Origin of the sequence: Beijerinckia sp. 28-YEA-48 (assembly GCF_900104955.1) — a bacterium.
GTDB lineage: Bacteria > Pseudomonadota > Alphaproteobacteria > Rhizobiales > Beijerinckiaceae > Terripilifer.
Window position 1 is genome coordinate 4535225 of the sequence record NZ_FNSI01000001.1, and the last position, 21610, is coordinate 4556834.

Sequence of the window (21610 nt, forward strand, 5' to 3'; positions counted from 1 at the left end):
ATGTTCGGCCAATAAAGGGCCGTTTCAGTCGTCAGGACCCGGTTCGAACGCACCACGATCGACACCACCACCCACGAGGATCTCACGCTTGCCAGCGTGGTTGGCCGCACTGATGAGGCCTTCCTGCTCCATGCGCTCGACCAGCGAGGCGGCCTTATTATAGCCGACCGACAGGCGGCGTTGGATATAGCTCGTCGAGCATTTGCGGTCGCGCAGGACGATGGCCACGGCGCGATCGTAATAGTCGCTCGATTCCTCGGCATCCATGGAACCCGGATAGGCGCTGTCGCCGCCGCCGCCCGCGTCATCGCCACTGTCGTCGTCGGCGGTGATCGCTTCGAGATATTCCGGCGTGCCCTGGGTCTTGAGATGGCCAACGATCTTTTCGACTTCCTGGTCCGACACGAAAGGCCCATGGACGCGCGAGATGCGGCCGCCGCCGGCCATATAAAGCATGTCACCTTGGCCAAGCAGCTGTTCGGCGCCCTGCTCACCCAAAATGGTGCGGCTGTCGATCTTCGACGTCACCTGGAAGGAAATGCGCGTCGGGAAGTTGGCTTTGATGGTGCCGGTGATGACGTCGACGGAGGGACGCTGCGTCGCCATGATGAGGTGGATGCCGGCGGCACGCGCCATCTGCGCCAGGCGCTGGATGGCGCCTTCAATATCCTTGCCGGCGACCATCATCAGGTCGGCCATTTCGTCGACGATGACGACGATGAATGGCAGGCGATCGAGCTTCATCTCTTCCGACTCGAAGATCGCCTCGCCGGTCTCGCGGTCGTAGCCGGTCTGCACGGTGCGGGTGATGATCTCACCTTTCGCCGCCGCTTCCGTGACACGCGCGTTGAAGCCGTCGATGTTGCGCACACCGACCTTCGACATTTTCTTGTAGCGGTCTTCCATCTCGCGCACGGCCCACTTGAGCGCGACGACGGCTTTCTTCGGATCGGTGACGACGGGCGTCAGGAGATGCGGAATGCCGTCGTAGACGGAGAGTTCCAGCATCTTCGGATCGATCATGATCAGTTTGCAGTCATCGGGTTTGAGCCGATAGAGCAGCGACAGGATCATGGTGTTGATGGCGACCGACTTGCCCGAGCCGGTGGTGCCGGCGACGAGCAGATGCGGCATGCGCGCCAGATCGACGATCACCGGCTCGCCGCCGATGGTTTTGCCGAGCGCGATGGTCAGGCGGTGCTTCGATTTCTCGAAATCTTCCGATGCCAGAAGCTCTCTGAGATAAACGGTTTCGCGACGCTGGTTAGGCAGTTCGATGCCGATGGCATTGCGCCCCTGCACGACAGCGACGCGGGCCGAGACAGCCGACATGGAGCGGGCGATGTCGTCGGCCAGACCGATGACGCGCGATGACTTGATGCCAGGTGCGGGCTCAAGTTCGTACAGCGTGACGACCGGGCCGGGGCGCACATTGATGATCTCGCCCTTGACGCCGAAATCATCGAGCACGCCTTCCAGCAGGCGGGCGTTCTGTTCGAGTGCATCCTCTGACAGTTTGCCGACGGTGAGTTTCTTGGCTTCGCTGAGCAGCAAAAGCGGTGGCAGTTCATAGCGTGAGCGATCGAGGAAGGAGGGCTGCGCTTCGCGCGACGCACGCTTGCCTGGCTTGATCGCGGCCGGTGGTTTGGCGACGCGTGATTCGGCCGTCAGATCGAGATCGTGATCGTCGGCGTCATGGCTCGCGGCTTCGCGGGCGACGGGAATGTCGAAGGAGACCGGCGCGTCGATGGTGATGCGGCGCGGCGCTTTGCGTTCGGTTTCCGGCGGCGCTGCCGCGGGCGCGCGCAATCTTGGCTCCACCAGCTCCGGCTCGTCGCGCTCGTCGAACGCGGGACGCGGCGCTTTGCGGCGCGTCAGCAGGCGGGCAAGGTTGGCCTTGCCGCGCAGCGCCAGATGGATGGCGCCGCCAAGCATGGTGAGCGCCAGACCCGGCTCGCTGCCACGATCTTCTTCATCCTCCGGCTCGGCCGCGGCGCGGGCGCGCTTCTTGGTCGGCGGCAGATCATATTCGTCGGCCAGCGCTTCTTGCTCGTCGGCGGCGACGCGGCCCATGGCGGCGGTGAAGGCGACGATGGCGATGGCGCCAATGATGGTGGCGAATACGGCAACGACGATGGTGCTGCCGCCGAGCCCGCGCCGGGGCAGGGCCAGCATGGCATCGCCGATGACGCCGCCGAGGCCGGTCGGCAGCGGCCAGCTGCCGCTCGAGGGGAAGAGCGAGACAATGGCGGCGGCGCAGATCACGCCGGCCACCATGCACAGGATGCGGAACGCGACCCGGTCGAGACGCCGGCGCGACAAAAGCGACACGGCCCAGCCGAGAATCGGTGGAATAAAGCCGATCGAGGCCAGACCGAACAATTGCATGCTCAGGTCGGAAACAACCGCGCCGTTCTTGCCGAGCAGATTGCGGATACGGCCGGAGGCGGCATAGTTCAAGCTAGGGTCGAGCGCTGACCAGGACATCAGCGCGACGACAAAGCACCCGGCGAGCACCAGCAGCAAAAGACCGGCGCTTTCGGCCAAGCGACGGCCGAAATAGAGGCGGACTGGATCGGGAATGCGTTCCAGTACCGATGAATTGTGGGTGCGCATCGTGCAAGCAAACAATCAGTCGCGAGGAAAGATCTGGCGGGCCGCCGCGTGAGCCTTAATGCTACGGCGCGCGCGGTTAATGCGCGCTTAACCTTACCCCTCCCCGCCCACAGCATTTTGCCGTTTGACGGCAAGCGCCAAACGGCAAAAGATCTTGAAAAATAAGAGGTTAAAAACCGCGTTTCCATCGAAACGCGGTTTTTTCTTAGGTCGACAGGTGTTTGAGGATCGGCAGTTTGCGAACCGTTTTCCCCGTTGCCGCGCGCAGCGCATTGGCCACCGCGGGTCCGATCGGCGGCACACCGGGTTCGCCAACGCCTGTCGGCGGCTCGTTGGACGCTACGATATGAACCTCCACCTTCGGCATCTGGTTGATGCGTAGGGGCGTGTAGGTGTCATAGTTCTGCTGGTCGACCACACCGCCGGTCAATGTCAGCTCCTCCTGCAGGATCGCGCCCAGCCCGAAGCCGATGCCACCTTCCATTTGGGCGCGGACCTGATCGGGGTTGATCGCCGTGCCGCAATCGACGGCGCAGACGACGCGGTCGACCGAGAAGTCGGCGCCACTTTTGACGGTGATCTCGACCACCTGGGCGACAAAGGTCGAGAAGCTTTCGTGCAGCGCCACGCCGCGGAAGCGGCCTTGCGCCAACGGCGTTCCCCAACCAGCCTTTTCGGCGGCAAGTTTGAGCACGGCGGCATGCCGTGGGTGCTTGTCGAGCATCGCCAGCCTGAAATCGATCGGATCGCGCTTGGCAGCTGCCGCGAGCTCGTCGATGAAGGTTTCCACCGCGTAGGCTGTATGGGTGGAGCCGACCGAACGCCACCACAGCACAGGGATTTTTGTCGCGACCGTGGTGAGATCGATTTTCAGGTTCGGGATCGCATAGGGCATGGTGGCCGCGCCCTCGACCGAGGTCGGGTCGATCCCGTCCTTGATCATCATAGCGAACGGGCCGCCGTCCATGATCGACTGGCCGACGATATGGTCATAGAGCGCGACCAGTTTGCCGTCTTTGTCGAGGCTTGCTTTCATCGCATGCACGTAAGCTGGCCGGTAGCGACCACCGCGCATGTCGTTCTCACGCGTCCACTGCACCTTCACTGGCTTGCCAGGGCCGAGCGCCTTGGCGATGGCCACCGCTTCGGCGATCAGATCGCCATCGGAGACAGCGCGACGACCAAAGCTGCCGCCGGTTTTCATCACATGCAGACTGACCTTGTCTGGTGTGGTGCCGGCGACCTGCGCGGCGATGGCCTGGTAGAGATCAGGCATCTGGTGGCCGCCCCAAACGTCGACGCGACCGTCTTCACTGATGCGGGCGACAGCATTGAGCGGTTCTATGGCCGCATGGGCCAGATAGGGAAACTCATAGGCCGCTTCGATCGTCTGCGCCCCGGCGCCGGCATTGGCGAAGGCGCCAGCGACGTCGCCGTCGTTGCGCGCCGTAACCGCAGCTGGGCCCTTGGCGAGTTTCTCATACTCATTGAGCAGATCAGCGCTGCCACGTTGCTCGGCATTGCTCTCGTCCCATAGAACTGTCGTCAGATCGCGTCCCTTCAACGCGGTCCACATGTCGCGGCCGACCACGGCGACGCCGCGCGGGATCTGCACGACATCGACGATGCCGTTGAGGGCCTTCGCCTTCGACGCATCGAAGCTCTTCACTTGGGCGCCGAACTTGGGCGGATGAATCATCACCGCCGTCAGCAGGCCGTCCATCTTCAGATCGATCGTGTAGGGTTGCTTGCCGTTTGTCTTGCCGGCCGAATCGTAGCGCTTGAGCGTGCTTGAGCCGATCTGCGTCCAGCGCTCACGCGGCTTTAGCGGCACATTGGTAGGCACGGGGAGTGCCGCCGCCGCCGTCGCTAGATCGCCGAACGTCGCCGTCCGACCGGAGGCGTTGGAGAGCGTCCCAGCCGCGACTTTGATCTCGCTTTCCGGCACATTCCATTGTTTCGCCGCAGCCGCTACCAGCATGGCGCGGGCCGTGGCGCCGGCCTTGCGATAGCGTTCCCAGGACGAGGCCATTGAGGTCGAGCCGCCGGTGCCTTGGAAAGCTCCGCCCATGGCGAGATTGCCGTAGAGAGACGGATTGCCCGAGGCGCCGATTACATCGACCTGGCTCCAATCGCCGCCCAGTTCCTCCATCACCAGCGTGGCGACACCGAAATAGGAGCCCTGACCCATTTCGAATTGCGAGGAATGGATCACGATCCGATTGTTGGCTGTGATTCCGACATAGGCCTGGAACGGATTTGGTGCTGTCGCAGCCTGAGCCAGCGCCGGTGCGGCAACGACCAACTGGTACCCCACAGTCAGGCCGGCTGCCGTGGCCGCCGTGCCGATGAGAAAGTGTCGGCGGGTTGGTTGGGCGGCGCCTGTTTGTGAGCGGAAGTGCAACATGATCAGCCTCCCAGCCGGTTGGAGGCTTCATGGATGGCGGCGCGGATGCGGTGATAGGTGGCGCAGCGGCAGAGGTTGCCGCTCATCGCCGAATCGATGTCCTCGTCCGTGGGTTTGGGCGTGTCGGTCAAAAGTGCGGTAGCCGACATGATCTGGCCGGACTGACAGTAGCCACATTGCGGGACGTCGAGTTCGGTCCAAACCGTCTGTACGGCTTCCGCGACTTTGCCCGAGAGGCCCTCGATGGTGGTGATCGACGCGCCGTCGATATTGCTGATTTCAGTCTGGCACGCGCGCACTGGAGATCCGTCGACGTGGACGGTGCAAGCGCCGCATTGCGCCATGCCGCAACCGAACTTCGTGCCGGTCAGGCCAATCACATCGCGGATGGCCCACAGCAAAGGCATCTGTGGGTCAACGTCCAGCGTGTGTGCTTTGCCGTTGAGGGTGAAAGCAACCATTCTGCGCTCCTCTATGAGCTTCAATCTTTATGAGGTCTGTCGTCAGCGCCGAGGGAGGGAACGGGGCGGCGCGTGGCTCTGAGAGTCGTGGGGTTGCGAAGCGATCTGATCAAGTGCGGCTCACGCCGTTGTGAAGTGTCACAGCGCCTGGAGAAAATAACTCCGGGCAGAATTAAATATCTGTCGAAGGACGATGGGTAGAGCCGCAAACAAAAACGGCGCCCCTTAGGGCGCCGTCTGTTGTTGTAAATATTGGACTATCAGTTGTTGTAAGCGCGCTCGCCGTGTTCGGCGACGTCGAGACCTTCGCGCTCCTGATCGGGGGCGACGCGCAGGCCGACGATCAGATCGACGATCTTGTAGAGGATCGCCGAGCCGATGCCGGACCACAGCAGGGTGAAGACGACCGCTTTCACCTGAGCCATGAAGGCCGGGGCGAATTCATAGGCCGCGAGGACCATTTCGCCCGGCTTGCTCTCGTAGTCGGCGATGCCGGCGCCGCCCAGGGCCTGGTTGACCAGGATGCCGGTGCCCAGAGCGCCGATGATGCCGCCGATGCAATGGATGCCAAAGACATCGAGCGTGTCGTCATAGCCGAGCTTGTTCTTCACGGTGGCCACGAAGAAGAAGCAGATCGCACCGGCGACAATGCCGAGGACGATCGAACCCATCGGTCCGGCGAAACCCGATGCCGGCGTGATGGCGACGAGACCGGCGATGGCGCCAGAGACCATGCCGAGGAGCGATGGCTTGCCCTTCGCACCCCATTCCGCGAACAGCCAGGCGAGAGCCGCGGCCGACGTGGCGACGAAGGTGTTGAGGAAGGCCATGGCGGTGGTGCCGTTGGCTTCGAGGTTCGAGCCGGCGTTGAAGCCGAACCAGCCGAACCACAGCAGCGAGGCGCCAACCATGGTCAGGGTCAGGGAGTGCGGCGCCATCATTTCTTTCGGATAGCCGATGCGCTTGCCGAGCATCAGACAGCCGACGAGACCGGCGATACCAGCATTGATGTGAACGACCGTGCCGCCGGCGAAGTCGAGCGCACCCCATTTGAACAGCATGCCCGCGTCGGCCTTGACCTCATCGAGCTTAGCCATCGCCAGTTTCTTGGCAGCTTCATCGGTCGCAGCAGCAACCGCCTTGGCGGCATCGCCGATCGCGTCCGGGCCGCCCCAGTACCAAACCATGTGGGCCATTGGGAAATAGATCAGAGTGACCCAGAGGATGGTGAACAGCACCAGTGCCGAGAACTTCATGCGTTCGGCGAAGGCGCCGACGATGAGAGCCGGTGTGATGCAGGCGAAGGTCATCTGGAAGGACAGATAGGCCATTTCAGGAACGACGACGCCGTTCGAGAAGGTGCCAGCCGTCGTTTCCGGCGTGACGCCCATCAGGAAGGCCTTGGAGAAGCCGCCGACGAAATCGTTAAGGCTGCCACCATTGGTGAAGGCCATCGAGTAGCCGTAGAGCACCCAGATGATCGAGACGAGACAGACGATCATGAAGACCTGGGTAAGGACCGACAACATGTTCTTGCTGCGGACGAGACCGCCGTAGAACAGAGCGAGGCCTGGGATGGACATCAGCATGACGAAGGCGGTGGCGACGAGCAGCCAGGCCGTGTCGCCCTTGTTGGGGACGGGGGCGGCTGCGGCGGCCTGCGCGAAAGCTGGCAGGGCCGAGCCGAGCGCGAATGTGCAGGCAAGGCCAATTAAGCCGCCAACCCTGCCGAGATTAGGTGTCATTTTCATCGTTAAAAGCTCCTGGAGGAAAGGCGATGGCTCACAGCGCGTCGGAATCTTTTTCGCCTGTGCGGATACGGACGGCGCGCTCAAGGGATGAGACGAAGATTTTGCCGTCGCCGATCTGGCCGGTGCGGGCGGCGGCGATGATTGCGTCGACCACGGTGTCGGCCAGCTCGGAGGCGACGGCGACTTCAATCTTCAGTTTCGGCAGAAAGCTGACGGCATATTCGGCGCCGCGGTAGATTTCGGTGTGGCCCTTTTGGCGGCCATAGCCTTTGACTTCCGAAACGGTAAGGCCGTGCACCCCAACGGCGGTGAGCGCATCGCGCACCTCGTCAAGCTTAAACGGCTTGATGATTGCCATGACTATCTTCATTCGCTTTTCCCTGCTTGGCCGCAAATTCGACGCGCGGAATGCGACGCCCCCGGCTAGTCACGCGGCGCATCGTACGGACGGCCTCGTGCCCGTTTGGGAATCAATCTGCGTGCCAAATGACTTGGGCGGGACTCGTGCCGCGATTCAGCGCATAGCGAAGGAAGCGAGAGACTATTTTTTATGCAGAAGTGGGTCGATCGCCTAGGATCTAGGCGTCATGAGCTCGGCAGGCGGAGATCCTGAGTCTCGGAGATCTTCGATCAGGCTTTGGGCCTGATCAGCCCTTCCTGGGCGACCGAGGCCACCAGGTCCCCGTTGCGGGCATAGATGCCGCCCCGGGTGAGCCCGAGCGCGCCATTGGCATTGGGGCTGTCCTGGACATAGAGCAGCCAGTCGTCAGCGCGGAACGGCCGATGGAACCACAGGGCGTGGTCGAGGCTCGCCGCCTGGACCGTCGGGCTGAACACGGTGGTGCCGTGGGTCACCAGCGAGGTGTCGAGCAGGGTCATGTCGGAGAGATAGGCGAGCACGGCGCGGTGGATGCTTGGATCGTCGGGTAGGGGCCGGGTGGCGCGCACCCAGGCGCGCTGCTGCGCCGGCCGGTTTTCACCGTCTTTCAGCGGCAGATAGCGGCCCAGATCGACCGGGCGCAGTTCGATCGGCCGCTCGCCGGTGAAATATTGCTTGATGACTGGCGGAATGAGCTCGCCGTAATTCTTGATGATCTCCGCGAGGCTCGGCAGCGAATCCGGATCGGGGACGTCCGAGGGCATCGGGGTCTGATGCGAGAAACCCTCTTCCTCGATGTGAAAGGACGCCGAAAGGAAGAAGATCACCTGGCCGTTCTGGATGGCGACGCAGCGCCGGGTCGAGAAACTGCGGCCGTCGCGCACCCGCTCCACCTGATAGACGATGGGTTTCGAGGAATCGCCGGGCAGGATGAAATAGCCGTGCAAGGAATGCATGGCCTTGTCGGGCTCGACCGTGCGCGCCACCGCAGTCACGGCCTGTGCGATCACCAGGCCGCCGAAAGTGCGACGCCAGCTGGTGCGCAGGCCGACACCGCGAAAAATGGTCTCCTCGATCTGTTCGAGATCGAGAAGATGCAGAATATCGTTGTCGCTGTTGTCGCTGGCCATCAAACACACCCGGAAAACGGTCGTTGACCTACCTAGAGCAAATCGCGTTTCGATAGAAACGCGATTTTGCCCAGGATCGCCAAACTGCGAACCCTATGAGGGCTGTTCGCACCGGCTCGTCAAATCAACCGATTAGGGATGAAGCGCCTCACCGTGCAGAGACAGGTCGAGGCCCTCGCGCTCCTGATCGGAAGAGACGCGCAGGCCGATGGTGAGATCGAGCGCTTTCAGCACCACGGCAGTGCCAATCACGCACCAAACGATGGTGACGATGACGCCAATGGCCTGAATGCCGAGCTGGCGGACATTGCCTTCGATCAGGCCGGCGACGCCAGGCGCATCCGACGAGGCCGAGAGGGCCGCCGTGGCGAAAATGCCGGCGCACAGCGTGCCGAGAATGCCACCGACGCCGTGAACGCCAAAGACGTCGAGGGAATCGTCGTATTTCAGGCGCATCTTGATGACGGTGCAGAAATAGAAGCAGACGATGCCTGCAACCGCGCCAATGACGAGGCCATGCCAGGGTAGGACGTAGCCGGAGGCCGGCGTGATCGTGCCGAGGCCGGCGATGGCGCCAGAAATCACGCCAAGCACCGAGGGTTTGCCGCGTTCGATCCATTCGAGCGCGCTCCAGGTGATGGCGCCGGCGCAGGCTGCGAGATGGGTGGCGACAATGGCGAAGACCGCCCGCGAGCCGGCGCCCAGCGCCGATCCACCGTTGAAGCCAAACCAGCCGACCCAGAGCAGGCCGGTGCCGACCACCGCCAGGGTGAGATCGAACGGCGACATGTTCTCGCGGCCCCAGCCCTGGCGGCTGCCGATCATGTAAACAGCGACGAGGCCAGCGACACCGGCATTGATATGGACCACCGTGCCGCCGGCGAAGTCGATGACGCCAAGGCTCGCCAGCCAACCGCCGCCCCACACCATATGTGCCAGCGGCACATAGACGATGAACAGCCAAAGCACGCAGAACCAGCAGAAGGCGGAGAATTTCATGCGATCAGCAACGGCGCCGCCGACCAGCGCGCAGGTGATGATCGCGAAGGTCATCTGATAGGCGGCGAACAGCAGTTCGGGGATGGTCTTGGCCAGGGGATTGATCGAATCGAGGCCAATGCCAGCGAAGAACAGGCGATCAAAAGAGCCGAAAATGCTGCCCTCACCAGCGAAGGTCAGCGAATAGCCAGCGACAAACCATAGGATCGAGACGATGGCCGTGGCGGCGGCGCATTGCGCCATGGTCGCCAGCACGTTCTTCTTGCGCACCATGCCGCAATAAAACAAAGCCAGACCCGGGAGGGTCATCATCAGAACCAGGCCGGTGGCGATGATCATGAAGCCGGTATCGGCGGTGTCGATCCTGGCGCCGTCCTGTGCATGCGCCGCCGTTGCCGTCAGCACGCTTCCTGCGGCGGCTACCCATCCCATACGCTTCATCTCAGATGCCCCTGCCTAGAAATCCTGCATATGGCGAAATTCTAAGCAAACTTTATGCCAATAGCGGCGCTGGATTGGGCAGCCTGCGCAAACGTGGCTCATCGCAAGGGAATCCTTCAGATTGCGATTGGCGCTGCGAGACCATGCCAAGCGGTCTGCAGTTTAGAGCGGCAAAATGCCTATTTTCTGCTCACTCTGATGCTGGCGGATCACGCTGGTCTGCGAAGCCTGACCCGCTCCTGCGGTCGTGATACAAGCCCGCATCAGGGATTTGGGTCGATCCGCAAGAGCTATGATGTCCAGGAATTATGATGTGATCGTCGTCGGTGGTGGCCTGTCTGGGCTGGTTCTGGCGACCGCGTTGAAGCGATTGGGCGGCTCGGCCTTGGCTGTCGTTCTGGTCGATGGGGCGTTGGCGCGTCCGCGTCGTCATCATCGCACGTCGGCGGTGGCGCCGGGGCCGCGGGTGATGCTGGAGCGGCTCGGCATCTGGCAAGCGGTGGCCGATCGCGCCGCGCCGGTGCTGCGGATGGAAATCTCCGACTCCCGCCTCGCCGATGCGGTACGCATCCCCAATCTCACCTTCGACAGCCGCGATGTGAAAGGTGAGGCGCGAGGCGAGGTCTTGGCTCATATCGCCTTCCATGCCGATCTGGAGGATGCCGCGCATCAGGCTGCCACGGCGGTCGGCGTGGAGTTCAAGGCGGTCCATGCGGCCACGTTTGAAGCCGGGCCCAGTCTGGCGCGGGTGCGCCTCGCCGATGGCGAGGAGATCGCAGCGCGCCTGGTGGTCTCGGCCGATGGCAGCCGTTCTCCTCTGCGCGATCAGGCCGGGCTGAAATCCGTCTCCTGGGACTATCAGCGCACGGCCATCGCTGCGACCCTTGGCCATGAGGTCGATCACGAGGGTGTTGCGGTTCAGCACTTCCTCGAGTCCGGGCCGATCGCCATGCTGCCTTTGACCGGGCGGCGCTCATCGCTGATCTGGACGGCGACATCGGACGAAGCCAACGACGCTTTGTCGCTCACCGACGATCTCTTTCTGGCCGAAGTCGAACGCCGCGTCGGTCATCGCTGGGGCAAGCTGAGCCTCGTCGATCGTCCCCTGACCTTCCCGCTCACTTTCGGGCTGGCGCGTACCTTTGTCGCGCCGCGCTTTGCCTTGGTCGGCGATGCGGCGCATCGCATTCATCCCTTGGCTGGACAGGGTCTCAATCTGGCGATGCGCGATGTTGGTTGCCTGTGCGATGCGATCATCGAACAGGCGTCGCTTGGTCTCGACATCGGATCGGACCTGACGCTGAAGACGTATGAATCGGCCCGGCGTTTCGACTCCGCCGTTTCGGCGATAGGTGTCGATCTTCTGCACCACATCTATAAGATGAAAGGTCCGCTGGCCGATCTGCGGCGCAGCGGCGTGGCGGTGGTGCAGAATTCGCGATTGCTGAAGCGCGCGTTGCTGAGTGAAGCGATGGGCCTGTCAGGCCAACCGCCGCGTTTGTTTCGCGCGGAGAAAGCGGCGGCCTGACCGGGGCGTTTCGCTCAGTCTTCGATGCGCCGCGCTTCGTCGATGATGAGAATGGGAATGCCGTCACGCACTGGATAGGCATAGCGCGCCGATTTCGAAATCAGCTCCTGCGCCTCGCGGTCATAGACCAGCGGACCGCGCGTCACCGGGCAGACCAGAACCTGCAACAGCCGCTGGTCCATGGCCGTGCGCTCGTCCGCATGAGGTTCTTGCGCGTGAAGCTCTTGATGCGGCTCTTGCCCCACCGGCACGAGGTTGTTGTCGTTGTCGCTCATTGCAGGGCGGAGGGTGGCGTGGCGCCACCGCGCGCCAGTTCGAACTCAGTGATGGCGACCAGCGTTTCGGCGCGCGCCTTGAGATCGATGGCTTCGAGCAACGCCTGTTTTTCGCTTGGGCCGAAGGGGCTCATCATCGACAGTGCGTTGACCAGAGCTTCCGTCGGCGCACGCTGGATCTCATCCCAGTCCATGCGCAGGCCGCGCGCCTTGCTAAAGGTGCGCAGCGCTTCGACGACACTTTCGCGATCGACTTCATCGTCGCCGGCGTTCGGCTGCAGGTCATGGGCGAATTCGGCATAGGAGACGTGGCACTGGCGATAGGCGTGCTGCATCGGCAGTTCATCGATGACGCGAAAACGGCAGACGCCGGAGAGCGTGATCACATAGCGACCATCGCCGGACTCGGCGATCTGGGTGATGCGGCCGACGCCGCCGACCCCATGCAGGTGCGGATGATCGATATCGGATGCTTCCGTCATGCTGGGCTGAATCATGCCGATGAGACGATCGGCTTTCATCGCATCGTCGAACATGGCGATATAGCGCGGTTCGAAAATGTTCAGCGGCAACTGCGTGCGCGGCAGGATAATGGCGCGCGGCAGCGGAAACACCGGAATGATCTGAGCCAGGCCCGCAATGGATCGATAGGGTTTGTTGATCGACATGGCGGACCTTTGCTGATCAGGAGAACAGAGCCGCAGACAACTTGCGGCGTGCCGAGATCGTCTCTTCGTCCATATGGCCCCAGGCTTCGAAGAACTGCACGAGCTGCTTGCGCGCGCCGTCGTCGTTCCAGGTGCGATCGCGCTTGATGATGGCGATCAACTGGTCGGTCGCTTCCTCGCGCTTGCCCTGGGCGTTCAGCGCGAGGGCGAGATCGAAACGCGCCTGACTGTCGGCGGGATTGGCGGCCACCTTGGCTTCGAGTTCCGTTGTCTCGCCCAAATCGCCGGATTGTTCGGCGATCTCAATGGCGGCCTTGGCGGCGGTGATAGCGGGATCGTTCTCGCTGCCCTTGGGCGTCTGCTCCAGCGCGGCGCGGGCCTGTTCGAGATCGCCCAGGGCGACGAGCGCGCGGACCAGGCCGCCTAGCGCCTTGACGTTGGCTTCGTCCTCTTCCAAGGCGGCGGCGAATCCCTCCGCCGCACTCTCGGCCTCGCCAGCGGCAAGCGCTGCTTCGGCTTGCGCGATCAGATCGTCGGCGGCGCCGGTCAGCGGGCCGGTGAGGCGTTCGATGAAATTCTTGATCTGGCTTTCGGGCAGTGCGCCCATGAAGCCATCGACCGGCTGGCCGCGCTGGAAGGCGATGACGGCGGGAATCGACTTGACGCCAAGCTGGCCGGCGATCTGCGGATGCTCGTCGATGTTCATCTTGACCAGGCGTACCTTGCCCTGGGTGGCCTGGACGACCTTTTCCAGAACCGGGGCGAGCTGTTTGCAGGGGCCGCACCAGGGCGCCCAGAAATCGACGAGAACGGGTTGGCGCGCCGATTCGGCGATGACGTCGACGCGGAAACTAGCGCTGGTGACATCTTTTATGGCGTCTTGGCCGTTCTGCCCGCCGGTGGCCGCGCCCTCACCGATAATCAACTCGTCGTTCATTTCGTTACCCCAAAAGGCGGCCCGCCGCCCTAGCTTGAAACATATGCCACATATGGCGCCGAGAATACCGTTTCGCCAGCTTGGTTTGCCAGCTTTTCACCCGTCAGTCGGATAGCGGCAGCACCAGCGGCGGATGGCCGGTCGCCGCCAGAAAGCGCCGGAAGTCCGCCATCTTGATGCTGGTGGTCATCGTATTGGTGAGCGGATGGCAATTCATGATGTCGGCGTCGGCCAGCGCCGGGTCGAGAATGAACTGCACGGCGTGGCCGACATCGTTGACCAGGCCGAACGGCGTCACCGACCCTGGCGTCACGCCGAGAAATTCGCGCATTTTCTCTTCAGCGCCGAAAGAGAGCCGGCCGGCGGCGCCGAGCTTGCGGTGCAGGCCGTTGAGGGCGATTCGGGTGCTCTCCTGGGCGGTGACCAGGAAAAATTGGCTTTTGCGGTCCCACAGGAACAGATTTTTGGTGTGGGCGCCGGGAATCGCCTCGTGCAGATGCCGTGATTCGTCGACCGTAAACACCGCATCATGGCGCTGAGTGGTGGTTTCGACGCCGATTTCGTCGAAATAGCGGAACAATTCCTCCGGTGTGCTGGCCATGCGGTCCCGTATTGCCTCTGTCATTTCCCACAGATTCTGCTCTGGCGGCTCGTTTAGGGCAAAATGCCGCTGAAATCACCGGTGGCCAGATGCAAAATCGTTGCACATCGCCCCATTGAGCGTGTTGCAATCGCAAAAGGAATACGGCATATACGCCGCCGGAAGCGATCGCGTCCACGAGACGCGGGTGTAGCTCAGTGGTAGAGCACAACCTTGCCAAGGTTGGGGTCGAGGGTTCGAATCCCTTCGCCCGCTCCAATTTTCAGAATGAAGCAGCAGTCTAGATGATGCCAGGCAGGCATCGTCTATTTTTGCTTGCGTTGCGTCAGGCGCAAGAACCGCGATTGACGGTCTGCGCCGATCATCAAGACTTCCCCTAGCGACGATTGGGTTCGCGATTGGGGAGTTTTGCCGTGAAATTCGGAATGTTTTATCCGGTCGCCGTTGCCTCGGAAGCCGAGCTCGGGACCGGACTTTGGGGCCTCGACCGGCAGCGCTACGGCAATACGCTCGAAGAGCTGCGCGAGCAGGCGATCGCCGCCGATGAGACTGGCTGGACCTCGATGATGTTTGCCGAGCATCATTTCGAGATCGAGGGATATCACGTCACCCCGAATCCGCTGATGCTGAATGTCTATCTCAGCCAGCACACCAAGCGGTTGCGCCAGGGCCAGATGGGCCTTGTGTTGCCCAATTGGAATCCGTTGCGCCTGGCGGAGGATATCGCCATGGCGGACCACATGACTGGTGGCCGCCTCGATGTCGGGCTGAGCCGCGGCTATCAACCACGATCTGTCGGCGTCATGGGGCAACATTATCATGCCAATGCGTCAGGCAGCGGCCGGGCGGAGGTCGAAGCCACCAATCGCAAAATCGTCGAGGAATGGTTCGACGTCATGTATCGGTCGTGGACCGAGGACCTTTGGAGTCTCGATGGCGAATTCATCAAGGTGCCGCCGCAGGGACTTGAATGGAAGCATCCGATCTCGTCCGGATTGGCGGCGGGCGTTGAAGACGGTGTTCTCAAGCGAATCGCCACGGTCCCAAAGCCAAAGCAATTGCCGCATCCGCCGCTGTTCACGACGCTGACGCAGAGCCTGGAAACGCTCAAATGGTCGGCCAGGATCGGCAGTTCGGTTGTTACGCTCGCCGCCAATCTCGATATCGTGCGTGCGGTCTTTCAGGGCTATGTCGATGAAGCGGCGAAACATGGTCGGCAGCTGAAGTTTGGCGAATATTCGCCGCGGGGTGGCGTCGTCCTCTGTCGCAATCTCGCTGTTGGGCGCACCCATGACGAAGCCATGGAAACGGCCCGGCAGGGCGCGGCTTTCTGGACCCATTGGCTCGGTGAGTTTGGCTTCTTCGAAGCGCTGCGCATGCCTGGTCAGGAAGGGCCTGTGCCGAAGACGTTCGAGCAGATGATCAAGAGTGGTTTTCAGATTGTCGGAACGCCTGATACAGTCGCCGCCGAAATACAACGTCTGAAGAACGAGCTGCAGGTGGAGTACATGATCTTCATCATGTATGGCGGCATTACCGAGCACGCGCGCATGCTCGATTCCATTCGTCTATTTGGCGAGCATGTTATTCCCAGATTTCCCGATCTTTCCGCGCCAATAGGAGCGTAGAAGACCTTGGCGACAAAGAGCGACACGCCTGGCGAAATTCGCTCCGTCGGGCGGGCTTTTGAGCTCCTTGAAATGATGCAGCTGAGAGCACCGGACGGGATCCGGGTGCAAGAGGCAGCCAAACATTTGAACGTCGATCCGGCGACTGTTTCCAGGCTCCTGTCGACTATGATGGCGCATGGCTACGCCAGCCGGTTGCCGAACCGACGCTACATGCTCGGCACGCGTTCACTTAGGCTTGCGATATCGTGGATCGATCGTCTGACCCAGGCTGTCGGGCCGCCGATGGCACGCGTCGCGGCCAACTGCGGCGAGACGGTCTATCTTGTACAGCTGATCGACTCGCAAGCGGTGACCGTTGCGCGGCTTGCTGGCGGGCGCCGCGCGATGATCGATGTCGAGATCGGCCCAAGCTATCCGCTTTGGGCATCGGCCGCGGGTCGCGCGCTCTTGAGCCGCGTCGAGAACAGGCATCGTCCGCTGCTCTTGCCGCCGGAACCTTTTACAGCTTTTACGCCGAAAACGAGGACGCGGTGGTCGGAGATCGTCGCGGCCATGCAGCAGGCCCAGCGCGATGGCATCCATATCGAGGAAGGCGAGCTTGATCCGCATCTCAGCTGTTACGCGATCCCGCTTTTGCATCATAGCCGTGACGAAAAGCTCGCCATTGCCATCAGCTTTGAAAGCCAACGCTCCGAGGGCGATCGACGGCTCATCAGGCGCGCCTTGATGAAAGAAGGCCGGGAGCTCGTGAAGCAGATTTAAAGACCTGATGCATTGCGATCATCGTCACCTCGTTTTGTCGCATGCTGGCGGGCGATAAGATAATGCGCATCGACACTCTCATCGCCCGCTGTTGATCATCACTTCGGTGCTTCGACGAGACGTGACACGATCCGCCGCACCATGGGCAGGAGCAGCAGCAGGCTGGGGAAGGCGACGAGCCAGGAGATCGCCCAGGCTTTCGGCCAGGCGTGCAGAGCGGCGAGCGCGAAGCCCGTGTTGACCGCGATGGCCGCGGCCGAGACGACGGCCGACATGACGATGGAGAGAAGCAACGGCACGAGCAGCGCGGCGTAAGCGCTCGGCAGCCGCTTGAGAAGCAGGATGTGGGTCATGCGCGCGCCCCCGACACCGTGCTCTGCGACTGCGCCGCGATCAGATCGCGAATGTACGTGCGCATGGAACGGGGCTCGCGGCCCAGCGCCGCTTTCAGCGTCAGCGCATTGCCGCCCAGGCCGAAGGCGCGGTAATGCGCATGCACCTTGGCGAGCAGCGCCAGTGCCTGTTCATCATAAGGCAGGCGCGCTTTTGCCACCCATGCGTCAAAGCTCACTTCGGCGGCTTCGATCGGCCGGCCGAGTTCTTCGCTGATGATTTTCGCGATCTCGATACGGTCATACATGCCGGCGCTGAGTTCGAGCGTCGCATAGGACAGGCTGTCGCCGGTCAAGGCGATGGCGGCGGTCTCGGCCACGTCGCGATAATCGACTTTCGCCAGCCGCGCCGTGGCGGGAAAGGGTTCAGCGAACGTGCCGGAGGCGATAATGCCGGCCCAGGCGAAGGCGATGTTCTGCATGAAATTGGCCGGGTGCAGGATCGTGTAATCGAGCCGCGAATTGTACAGCGCCGTCTCGACGGGGATTTTGCTGGCGTGGTTTTTCAGCGTCGCATTGGTCGGCTGGATCACCGACGAATAGACGAACTTGCGCACACCGCCGCGCGTCGCGGCTTCGACCAGCGCGACGCCCATGGTGCTTTCATCGGGCGCGAAGGCGGGGCCGATGAAGAAGACGCCGTTCGTGCCGGCGACGGCGGGCGCCAGCGTGTCGGGATGGCCGAGATCGGCGCGCACCACTTCGCTGGCGCCGAGGCTCCGCACCAGCGGCTCCTGGCTGGCGTCGCGGATCAGGGCGCGCACCTGTGCCTTGCGCTTGACCAGTTCCGGCACGACGAGCTTGCCGAATTTTCCGGTCGCGCCGGCGACCAGGACGGTTGGATTCATCTGTCTCATCTCGCTCATTCCTTGTCCGCCGGGATGGCCGCAGTGGCCGGCTCCGGCCGCTGGAAAAAGGATAGGAACTTGCAATTTTGCGGACAATCCTCGTAGATTGAGAGATATTTCACCGATTTTCGAGAGAATAGGGCCAATCACATGCTTGGCCGGCGCGTGACGGGGCTCGTCCATGACCTATGAGGAGTACAACGCCTTCTGTTCTGCCCTTCCGGCGACGAGCCATGTCGTCCAGTGGGGCGGATCGCATGTCTGGAAGGTCGGCGGGAAGGTGTTCGCCATCGGCGGCTGGCATAAGGACGAGCCGAGCTTCACATTCAAGGTGAGCGACATCGCCTATGAGATGTTGAAAGAGCAGCCGGGCCTGCGGCCGGCGCCCTATCTCGCCTCGCGGGGCATGAAGTGGATTCAGCATTTCGCCAAGCCCGGCCTCTCGGATGGCGAGCTGCGCGACTATCTGCGCCAATCGCACACCATCGTCGCGCGCGGGCTCTCGAAGAAACGGCGGATCGAACTCGGGCTCGTGGAGCCCTAGAGCGATGGCGCGTCTGACCGACCTCGAAACCTTCGTCGCCATCGTCGAGAGTGGCAGCCTCACCGAGGCGGCGCGGCGCCTCGGCCGGTCGTTGCAAAGCGTCAGCCGGTCGTTGAACGCGGTCGAGGCTGATGTCGGGGCCAAGCTCATTCACCGCACGACGCGGCAGCTCACGCCGAGCGAAGCCGGTACCGGCTTCTACAATCGCATCAAGTTGGCGGTGGCTGAGATCAACGAAGCGACGCAGGACGTATCCAACAGCCGTTCGGAGCCGTCGGGCGTGTTGCGCATCGGCGCGCCGGTGCTGTTCGGGCCGGATTATCTTGTGCCGATCATCCGCGATTATCAGGCGCTCTATCCGCGCGTCGAAGTCGATCTGCAACTGGCCGATACCTTCGTCGATCTGCCGATCAGTGGCCTCGATCTGGTGGTTCGCATCGCGCACCTGCCCGACTCCAGCCTGCAAAGCAGACAATTGGGCGCGCTGCGGCTGGTCGTGTTCGGTGCGCCGTCCTATTTCGCCCGGCACGGGCGGCCGCAGCATCCTAAGGAGTTGAGCGGACATAATTGTCTCGTGCGCTCGGTCGATGCGCAGCCGGGCAAGTGGGCTTTCATGATCGACGGGCGGCCGAAGACGATCGCGGTGAACGGCTCGTTCAGGGCCAACACGACGAAGGCTGTCTATGCGGCAGTGACGGCGGGCATGGGGCTGGCCTGTTCGCCGTTGTGGCAGATCCGCGATCTCGTTGCGGATGGTGCGCTCGAACTGATCCTCGAGGATTACGAAGTCAAGCCGGTGCCCATCCACGCGCTGTGGCAGGAGAACCGCATGGCGCCGGCGAAAATCCGCAAATTTATCGACCTTCTGTCGGCGAAACTGAAGCTGCGTGGACTTTAACCATATCGCGGTGCCGGCGCGCTCATCCGCGTTTATGAATCGTCTTCCCTGTCGACAGCGTTCCGGCGTGATGCGACGATCCTGTCGCGGGTTGATGATGAAGGGGCTGCGTTTTGGAGAGCGTTCGAGATAACGGCTGGCCGGGCGCGCGTGGGCGGCGATCGAGCATTGCAACGCAGTTTGGGAGCGACCGGGCCGATCTTCTTGCCTGGGCGCTGACCACCGGCGATCCGCAGGCCGATGCGGTGGTCGAAGCGCTCGCGCAAGATGGCGCGCAGAATGGTGCGCGCGACGATCTCAATCGCGGTCTCGTCTACGGCCTGGCGTCGCTGCACAATCCACATGCCGCCGTGGCCGCCTTTCTCGGCCATCTCGAACGTACGCCCGACTATGTCGATGACGATCTCCTCGATCGCGGTTCGCGGCCATTTCACAGCATGCCGCCGGCCGTGCATATCGTCTCGCTCAGCGTTGGCGCACTCATTCGCGTTTATGAATCGCCTTCGATCACCGCCGTTCTCGCCGACACGGGGCGACTGATCGATGGCGCCGCCGGGCGCATTCGCGAGACCGCCAAATGGCTCGGCACGGTGATGCTGCCGGGGGCGCTGCGCGTCGGCGGCGCCGGTTATGTGGCCACCGCGCAGGTGCGGTTGCTGCATGCGCGCGTTCGCCATGCGGTGCGGCGGCGTGGCTTCGATGAGGCGGCGTTTGGTGTGCCGGTCAATCAGGTCGATCTCGGCCGCACATGGATGGATTTCACGCTCACCGCCTGGAGCGCCGAGGCGGCGATGGGCTTTGGCCTGACGACGGTGGAGCTCGAACGGCTCTATCGCATCTGGTGGCATGTCGGCCATCTCCTTGGCATCGATGCACGCCTGATCGAAGGCGTGTCCAATCACGAACAGGCGCGGCGCATCGACGATCTCTTTCAGGCGGTGACCGGCCCGCTGACGAAAGACTCGGTCGCTCTCGCCGATGCGACGTTGCACAGCATCCAGGCCGAATTGCGCGCCGCGCTTAGCCTGCCCGAGACATTGGGCATTCGTGCGTTGTGGAGCCTGGCGCGGCGCTTTCATGGCGATCGTATCGCCGACGAATTGCAAATCCCGCGTTCGCCTGTCGCCGATCCACTGATCGCGGGTGCCATCGAGATCGTCAGGTCGCGCCGCGCCCATGCGCGCAAAGATGCGGTGCAGTGGGAGGCGGGGATAGACGGGAACATCGACGAGTTGTCGAAGCAGCTGGCGGCGTTTCTCTCCAAAGCTGAATATGAAGACGTCGCGCCCACGTATCAAACCTCTCGCCGATGACAGACCGCGCCGCGCCCTTCGAAACCCTGCATCGCGATGATGTCGCGGGCGCGGTGGCACCTGAATGGGCATTTCGATCGGCTCAGCAGTTGCTGCAGCAGCCGGTCGATGCGGCGCTGTCATCGGTGCTGGAGGAGGTCGGCCATCTGGCGGCGGCGGATCGGGCGTGGATGTTCGAATATGACGAGGCGCTGCTGCGCTTCCGTAACACCCATGAGTGGTGTCGGCCGGGTATCCTGTCCTTCCTCGATGATCTGCAGGATGCGCCGGTCACCATGATCGCCTGGTTGCAGCAGTATCTTCTGGCCGATTGCGCGGTCATGATCAGTCAGGTGAAGGCGCTGCCACGGTCAGCGCGGCTGTTGCAGGTCGAGATGCTGCGCCAGAGCGATCAGAGCGTGCTATGCGTGCCGGTGTTTCATGGCGAACGGCTGCGCGCCTGTATCGGCTTCGATGCGGTGCGCAGCGCGCATCAGTGGTCGCCGGCCGAGATCAAGGGGCTCTTCCAATGTGCCGACCTGATCGCGCTGGCGCGTTATGGCGTGGCCAGCAAACCATCAGCCACCGGACGCGTTGATTTCACGCCGCTGATTTATCTGCGCCGCCATGGCGGTGTGCGCGGCGTCTCGACAGATATGATCATTGGTTTGCGCTCGGCCCGCAATTACACCGAGATCTGGCTAACGGACGGATCATCCGTTCTCGATCTGCGCCCCTTCGCGATCTGGTCGGCGCTGGTGCCGGCTGCATCTTTTTTGCGCATTCATCGGACCACGATCGTTAACACGATGCATATCCGCGATGTCGAGCGCCCCATGAATGGTAAATGGCTGGCGTGGATGCGCGGGATGAAAAGTCCGTGGGCCGTGTCGCGATCCTATCGACAGGAGCTGCGCACGCGGCTCGGCATTTGAGGCGGATGGGACTGCACAGGCCGCATGCGGTTTGACCGACCGGCATGTCGATTCGTCCTAATTCGCTTGTCGTCTCGCGAAAGCGGTCCTTCATGAGACATTGAAGGGAACCGGG

Annotated in this window: 20 protein-coding genes and 1 tRNA gene; 8 read left to right on the forward strand and 13 right to left on the reverse strand. The window is 62.5% G+C overall.

The features are described 5' to 3' along the window. Window positions 1–24: 24 nt before the first annotated feature. The 7 genes from BLW50_RS21310 to BLW50_RS21340 all read right to left on the reverse strand — a co-directional run bounded on the left by BLW50_RS21310 (window position 25) and on the right by BLW50_RS21340 (window position 10184). Window positions 25–2616, reverse strand: coding sequence for a DNA translocase FtsK (locus tag BLW50_RS21310; RefSeq protein ID WP_090706325.1), 2592 nt, complete (start codon window positions 2614–2616; stop codon window positions 25–27). A gap of 205 nt (window positions 2617–2821) precedes the next feature. Beyond that, window positions 2822–5023, reverse strand: coding sequence for a xanthine dehydrogenase family protein molybdopterin-binding subunit (locus BLW50_RS21315; RefSeq protein WP_090706326.1), 2202 nt, complete (start codon window positions 5021–5023; stop codon window positions 2822–2824). 2 nt (window positions 5024–5025) lie between these two features. Next, entirely contained in the window at window positions 5026–5484 is a 459-nt protein-coding gene (locus tag BLW50_RS21320; protein WP_090706329.1) for a (2Fe-2S)-binding protein, read from the reverse strand. A gap of 260 nt (window positions 5485–5744) precedes the next feature. Then, window positions 5745–7229 (reverse strand): ammonium transporter, encoded by a 1485-nt coding sequence (locus tag BLW50_RS21325; RefSeq protein WP_090709483.1) that lies wholly within the window; start codon window positions 7227–7229, stop codon window positions 5745–5747. A gap of 37 nt (window positions 7230–7266) precedes the next feature. Beyond that, complete coding sequence (locus BLW50_RS21330; protein ID WP_090706332.1) at window positions 7267–7605, reverse strand: P-II family nitrogen regulator; 339 nt, start codon at window positions 7603–7605, stop codon at window positions 7267–7269. 260 nt (window positions 7606–7865) lie between these two features. Further along, the gene (gene tesB, locus BLW50_RS21335; RefSeq protein WP_090706335.1) at window positions 7866–8744 is read right to left on the reverse strand and encodes an acyl-CoA thioesterase II; all 879 of its coding nucleotides are present in this window, start codon (window positions 8742–8744) and stop codon (window positions 7866–7868) included. Window positions 8745–8876: 132 nt separating this feature from the next. Beyond that, window positions 8877–10184 carry an ammonium transporter gene (locus BLW50_RS21340; RefSeq protein ID WP_090706338.1) on the reverse strand — a complete coding sequence of 436 codons (1308 nt, stop codon included), beginning with the start codon at window positions 10182–10184 and terminating at the stop codon, window positions 8877–8879. A gap of 295 nt (window positions 10185–10479) precedes the next feature. On the opposite strand from BLW50_RS21340, the gene BLW50_RS21345 reads away from it, so the two are divergent. After that, entirely contained in the window at window positions 10480–11712 is a 1233-nt protein-coding gene (locus BLW50_RS21345) for an FAD-dependent monooxygenase (protein WP_170850283.1), read from the forward strand. A 14-nt stretch (window positions 11713–11726) separates the two neighbouring features. Here BLW50_RS21345 and BLW50_RS21350 read toward each other — a convergent pair whose 3' ends face one another. From BLW50_RS21350 to BLW50_RS21365, 4 genes are all read right to left on the reverse strand, one after another. After that, entirely contained in the window at window positions 11727–11894 is a 168-nt protein-coding gene (locus BLW50_RS21350; protein ID WP_090709485.1) for a Trm112 family protein, read from the reverse strand. A gap of 89 nt (window positions 11895–11983) precedes the next feature. After that, window positions 11984–12655, reverse strand: a complete 672-nt coding sequence (locus BLW50_RS21355) for an LON peptidase substrate-binding domain-containing protein (RefSeq protein WP_090706342.1) — start codon at window positions 12653–12655, stop codon at window positions 11984–11986. Between the two features lie 16 nt (window positions 12656–12671). Next, on the reverse strand, window positions 12672–13592 hold the full coding sequence (gene trxA, locus BLW50_RS21360; RefSeq protein ID WP_090706345.1) for a thioredoxin: 921 nt from the start codon (window positions 13590–13592) through the stop codon (window positions 12672–12674). 103 nt (window positions 13593–13695) lie between these two features. Next, window positions 13696–14193: a prolyl-tRNA synthetase associated domain-containing protein gene (locus tag BLW50_RS21365; protein WP_090706347.1), complete on the reverse strand. Its 498-nt coding sequence runs from the start codon at window positions 14191–14193 to the stop codon at window positions 13696–13698. A gap of 183 nt (window positions 14194–14376) precedes the next feature. Here BLW50_RS21365 and BLW50_RS21370 point away from each other — a divergent pair. From BLW50_RS21370 to BLW50_RS21380, 3 genes are all read left to right on the forward strand, one after another. Further along, window positions 14377–14451, forward strand: a tRNA-Gly gene (locus BLW50_RS21370). Between the two features lie 155 nt (window positions 14452–14606). Then, complete coding sequence (locus BLW50_RS21375) at window positions 14607–15821, forward strand: LLM class flavin-dependent oxidoreductase (protein WP_139267699.1); 1215 nt, start codon at window positions 14607–14609, stop codon at window positions 15819–15821. A gap of 6 nt (window positions 15822–15827) precedes the next feature. Then, window positions 15828–16586, forward strand: coding sequence for an IclR family transcriptional regulator (locus BLW50_RS21380; protein ID WP_090706352.1), 759 nt, complete (start codon window positions 15828–15830; stop codon window positions 16584–16586). A 98-nt stretch (window positions 16587–16684) separates the two neighbouring features. Here the strand turns inward: BLW50_RS21380 and BLW50_RS21385 are convergent, their stop codons facing one another. Both BLW50_RS21385 and BLW50_RS21390 read right to left on the reverse strand, forming a co-directional pair. Beyond that, complete coding sequence (locus tag BLW50_RS21385; protein WP_090706354.1) at window positions 16685–16939, reverse strand: DUF2798 domain-containing protein; 255 nt, start codon at window positions 16937–16939, stop codon at window positions 16685–16687. Then, entirely contained in the window at window positions 16936–17826 is an 891-nt protein-coding gene (locus tag BLW50_RS21390; protein WP_244544336.1) for an NmrA family NAD(P)-binding protein, read from the reverse strand. Before BLW50_RS21390 ends, BLW50_RS21385 begins: the two co-directional genes overlap by 4 nt. Before the next feature lie 181 nt (window positions 17827–18007). Here BLW50_RS21390 and BLW50_RS21395 point away from each other — a divergent pair, with 181 nt between their 5' ends. From BLW50_RS21395 to BLW50_RS21410, 4 genes are all read left to right on the forward strand, one after another. Beyond that, window positions 18008–18370 carry an MmcQ/YjbR family DNA-binding protein gene (locus BLW50_RS21395; protein ID WP_090706357.1) on the forward strand — a complete coding sequence of 121 codons (363 nt, stop codon included), beginning with the start codon at window positions 18008–18010 and terminating at the stop codon, window positions 18368–18370. A 4-nt stretch (window positions 18371–18374) separates the two neighbouring features. Then, window positions 18375–19268 carry a LysR family transcriptional regulator gene (locus BLW50_RS21400; RefSeq protein ID WP_090706359.1) on the forward strand — a complete coding sequence of 298 codons (894 nt, stop codon included), beginning with the start codon at window positions 18375–18377 and terminating at the stop codon, window positions 19266–19268. Window positions 19269–19381: 113 nt separating this feature from the next. Continuing rightward, window positions 19382–20581: an oxygenase MpaB family protein gene (locus BLW50_RS21405; RefSeq protein WP_090706362.1), complete on the forward strand. Its 1200-nt coding sequence runs from the start codon at window positions 19382–19384 to the stop codon at window positions 20579–20581. Further along, the gene (locus BLW50_RS21410) at window positions 20578–21495 is read left to right on the forward strand and encodes a LytTR family transcriptional regulator DNA-binding domain-containing protein (protein ID WP_090706365.1); all 918 of its coding nucleotides are present in this window, start codon (window positions 20578–20580) and stop codon (window positions 21493–21495) included. The genes BLW50_RS21405 and BLW50_RS21410 overlap by 4 nt, the downstream gene beginning before the upstream one ends. Window positions 21496–21610: the final 115 nt, after the last annotated feature.

What these genes read in the sequence shown, in the direction of transcription:
- BLW50_RS21400 (WP_090706359.1), top strand. Translation starts at nt 18,375, where the DNA reads ATGGCGCGTCTGACCGACCTCGAAACCTTCGTCGCCATCGTCGAGAGT.
- BLW50_RS21350 (WP_090709485.1), bottom strand. Translation starts at nt 11,894, where the DNA reads ATGGACCAGCGGCTGTTGCAGGTTCTGGTCTGCCCGGTGACGCGCGGT.
- BLW50_RS21355 (WP_090706342.1), bottom strand. Translation starts at nt 12,655, where the DNA reads ATGTCGATCAACAAACCCTATCGATCCATTGCGGGCCTGGCTCAGATC.
- BLW50_RS21310 (WP_090706325.1), bottom strand. Translation starts at nt 2,616, where the DNA reads ATGCGCACCCACAATTCATCGGTACTGGAACGCATTCCCGATCCAGTC.
- BLW50_RS21345 (WP_170850283.1), top strand. Translation starts at nt 10,480, where the DNA reads ATGTCCAGGAATTATGATGTGATCGTCGTCGGTGGTGGCCTGTCTGGG.
- BLW50_RS21325 (WP_090709483.1), bottom strand. Translation starts at nt 7,229, where the DNA reads ATGACACCTAATCTCGGCAGGGTTGGCGGCTTAATTGGCCTTGCCTGC.
- BLW50_RS21395 (WP_090706357.1), top strand. Translation starts at nt 18,008, where the DNA reads ATGACCTATGAGGAGTACAACGCCTTCTGTTCTGCCCTTCCGGCGACG.
- BLW50_RS21390 (WP_244544336.1), bottom strand. Translation starts at nt 17,826, where the DNA reads ATGAATCCAACCGTCCTGGTCGCCGGCGCGACCGGAAAATTCGGCAAG.
- BLW50_RS21385 (WP_090706354.1), bottom strand. Translation starts at nt 16,939, where the DNA reads ATGACCCACATCCTGCTTCTCAAGCGGCTGCCGAGCGCTTACGCCGCG.
- BLW50_RS21315 (WP_090706326.1), bottom strand. Translation starts at nt 5,023, where the DNA reads ATGTTGCACTTCCGCTCACAAACAGGCGCCGCCCAACCAACCCGCCGA.
- BLW50_RS21410 (WP_090706365.1), top strand. Translation starts at nt 20,578, where the DNA reads ATGACAGACCGCGCCGCGCCCTTCGAAACCCTGCATCGCGATGATGTC.
- BLW50_RS21330 (WP_090706332.1), bottom strand. Translation starts at nt 7,605, where the DNA reads ATGAAGATAGTCATGGCAATCATCAAGCCGTTTAAGCTTGACGAGGTG.
- BLW50_RS21365 (WP_090706347.1), bottom strand. Translation starts at nt 14,193, where the DNA reads ATGGCCAGCACACCGGAGGAATTGTTCCGCTATTTCGACGAAATCGGC.
- tesB (WP_090706335.1), bottom strand. Translation starts at nt 8,744, where the DNA reads ATGGCCAGCGACAACAGCGACAACGATATTCTGCATCTTCTCGATCTC.
- trxA (WP_090706345.1), bottom strand. Translation starts at nt 13,592, where the DNA reads ATGAACGACGAGTTGATTATCGGTGAGGGCGCGGCCACCGGCGGGCAG.
- BLW50_RS21320 (WP_090706329.1), bottom strand. Translation starts at nt 5,484, where the DNA reads ATGGTTGCTTTCACCCTCAACGGCAAAGCACACACGCTGGACGTTGAC.
- BLW50_RS21340 (WP_090706338.1), bottom strand. Translation starts at nt 10,184, where the DNA reads ATGAAGCGTATGGGATGGGTAGCCGCCGCAGGAAGCGTGCTGACGGCA.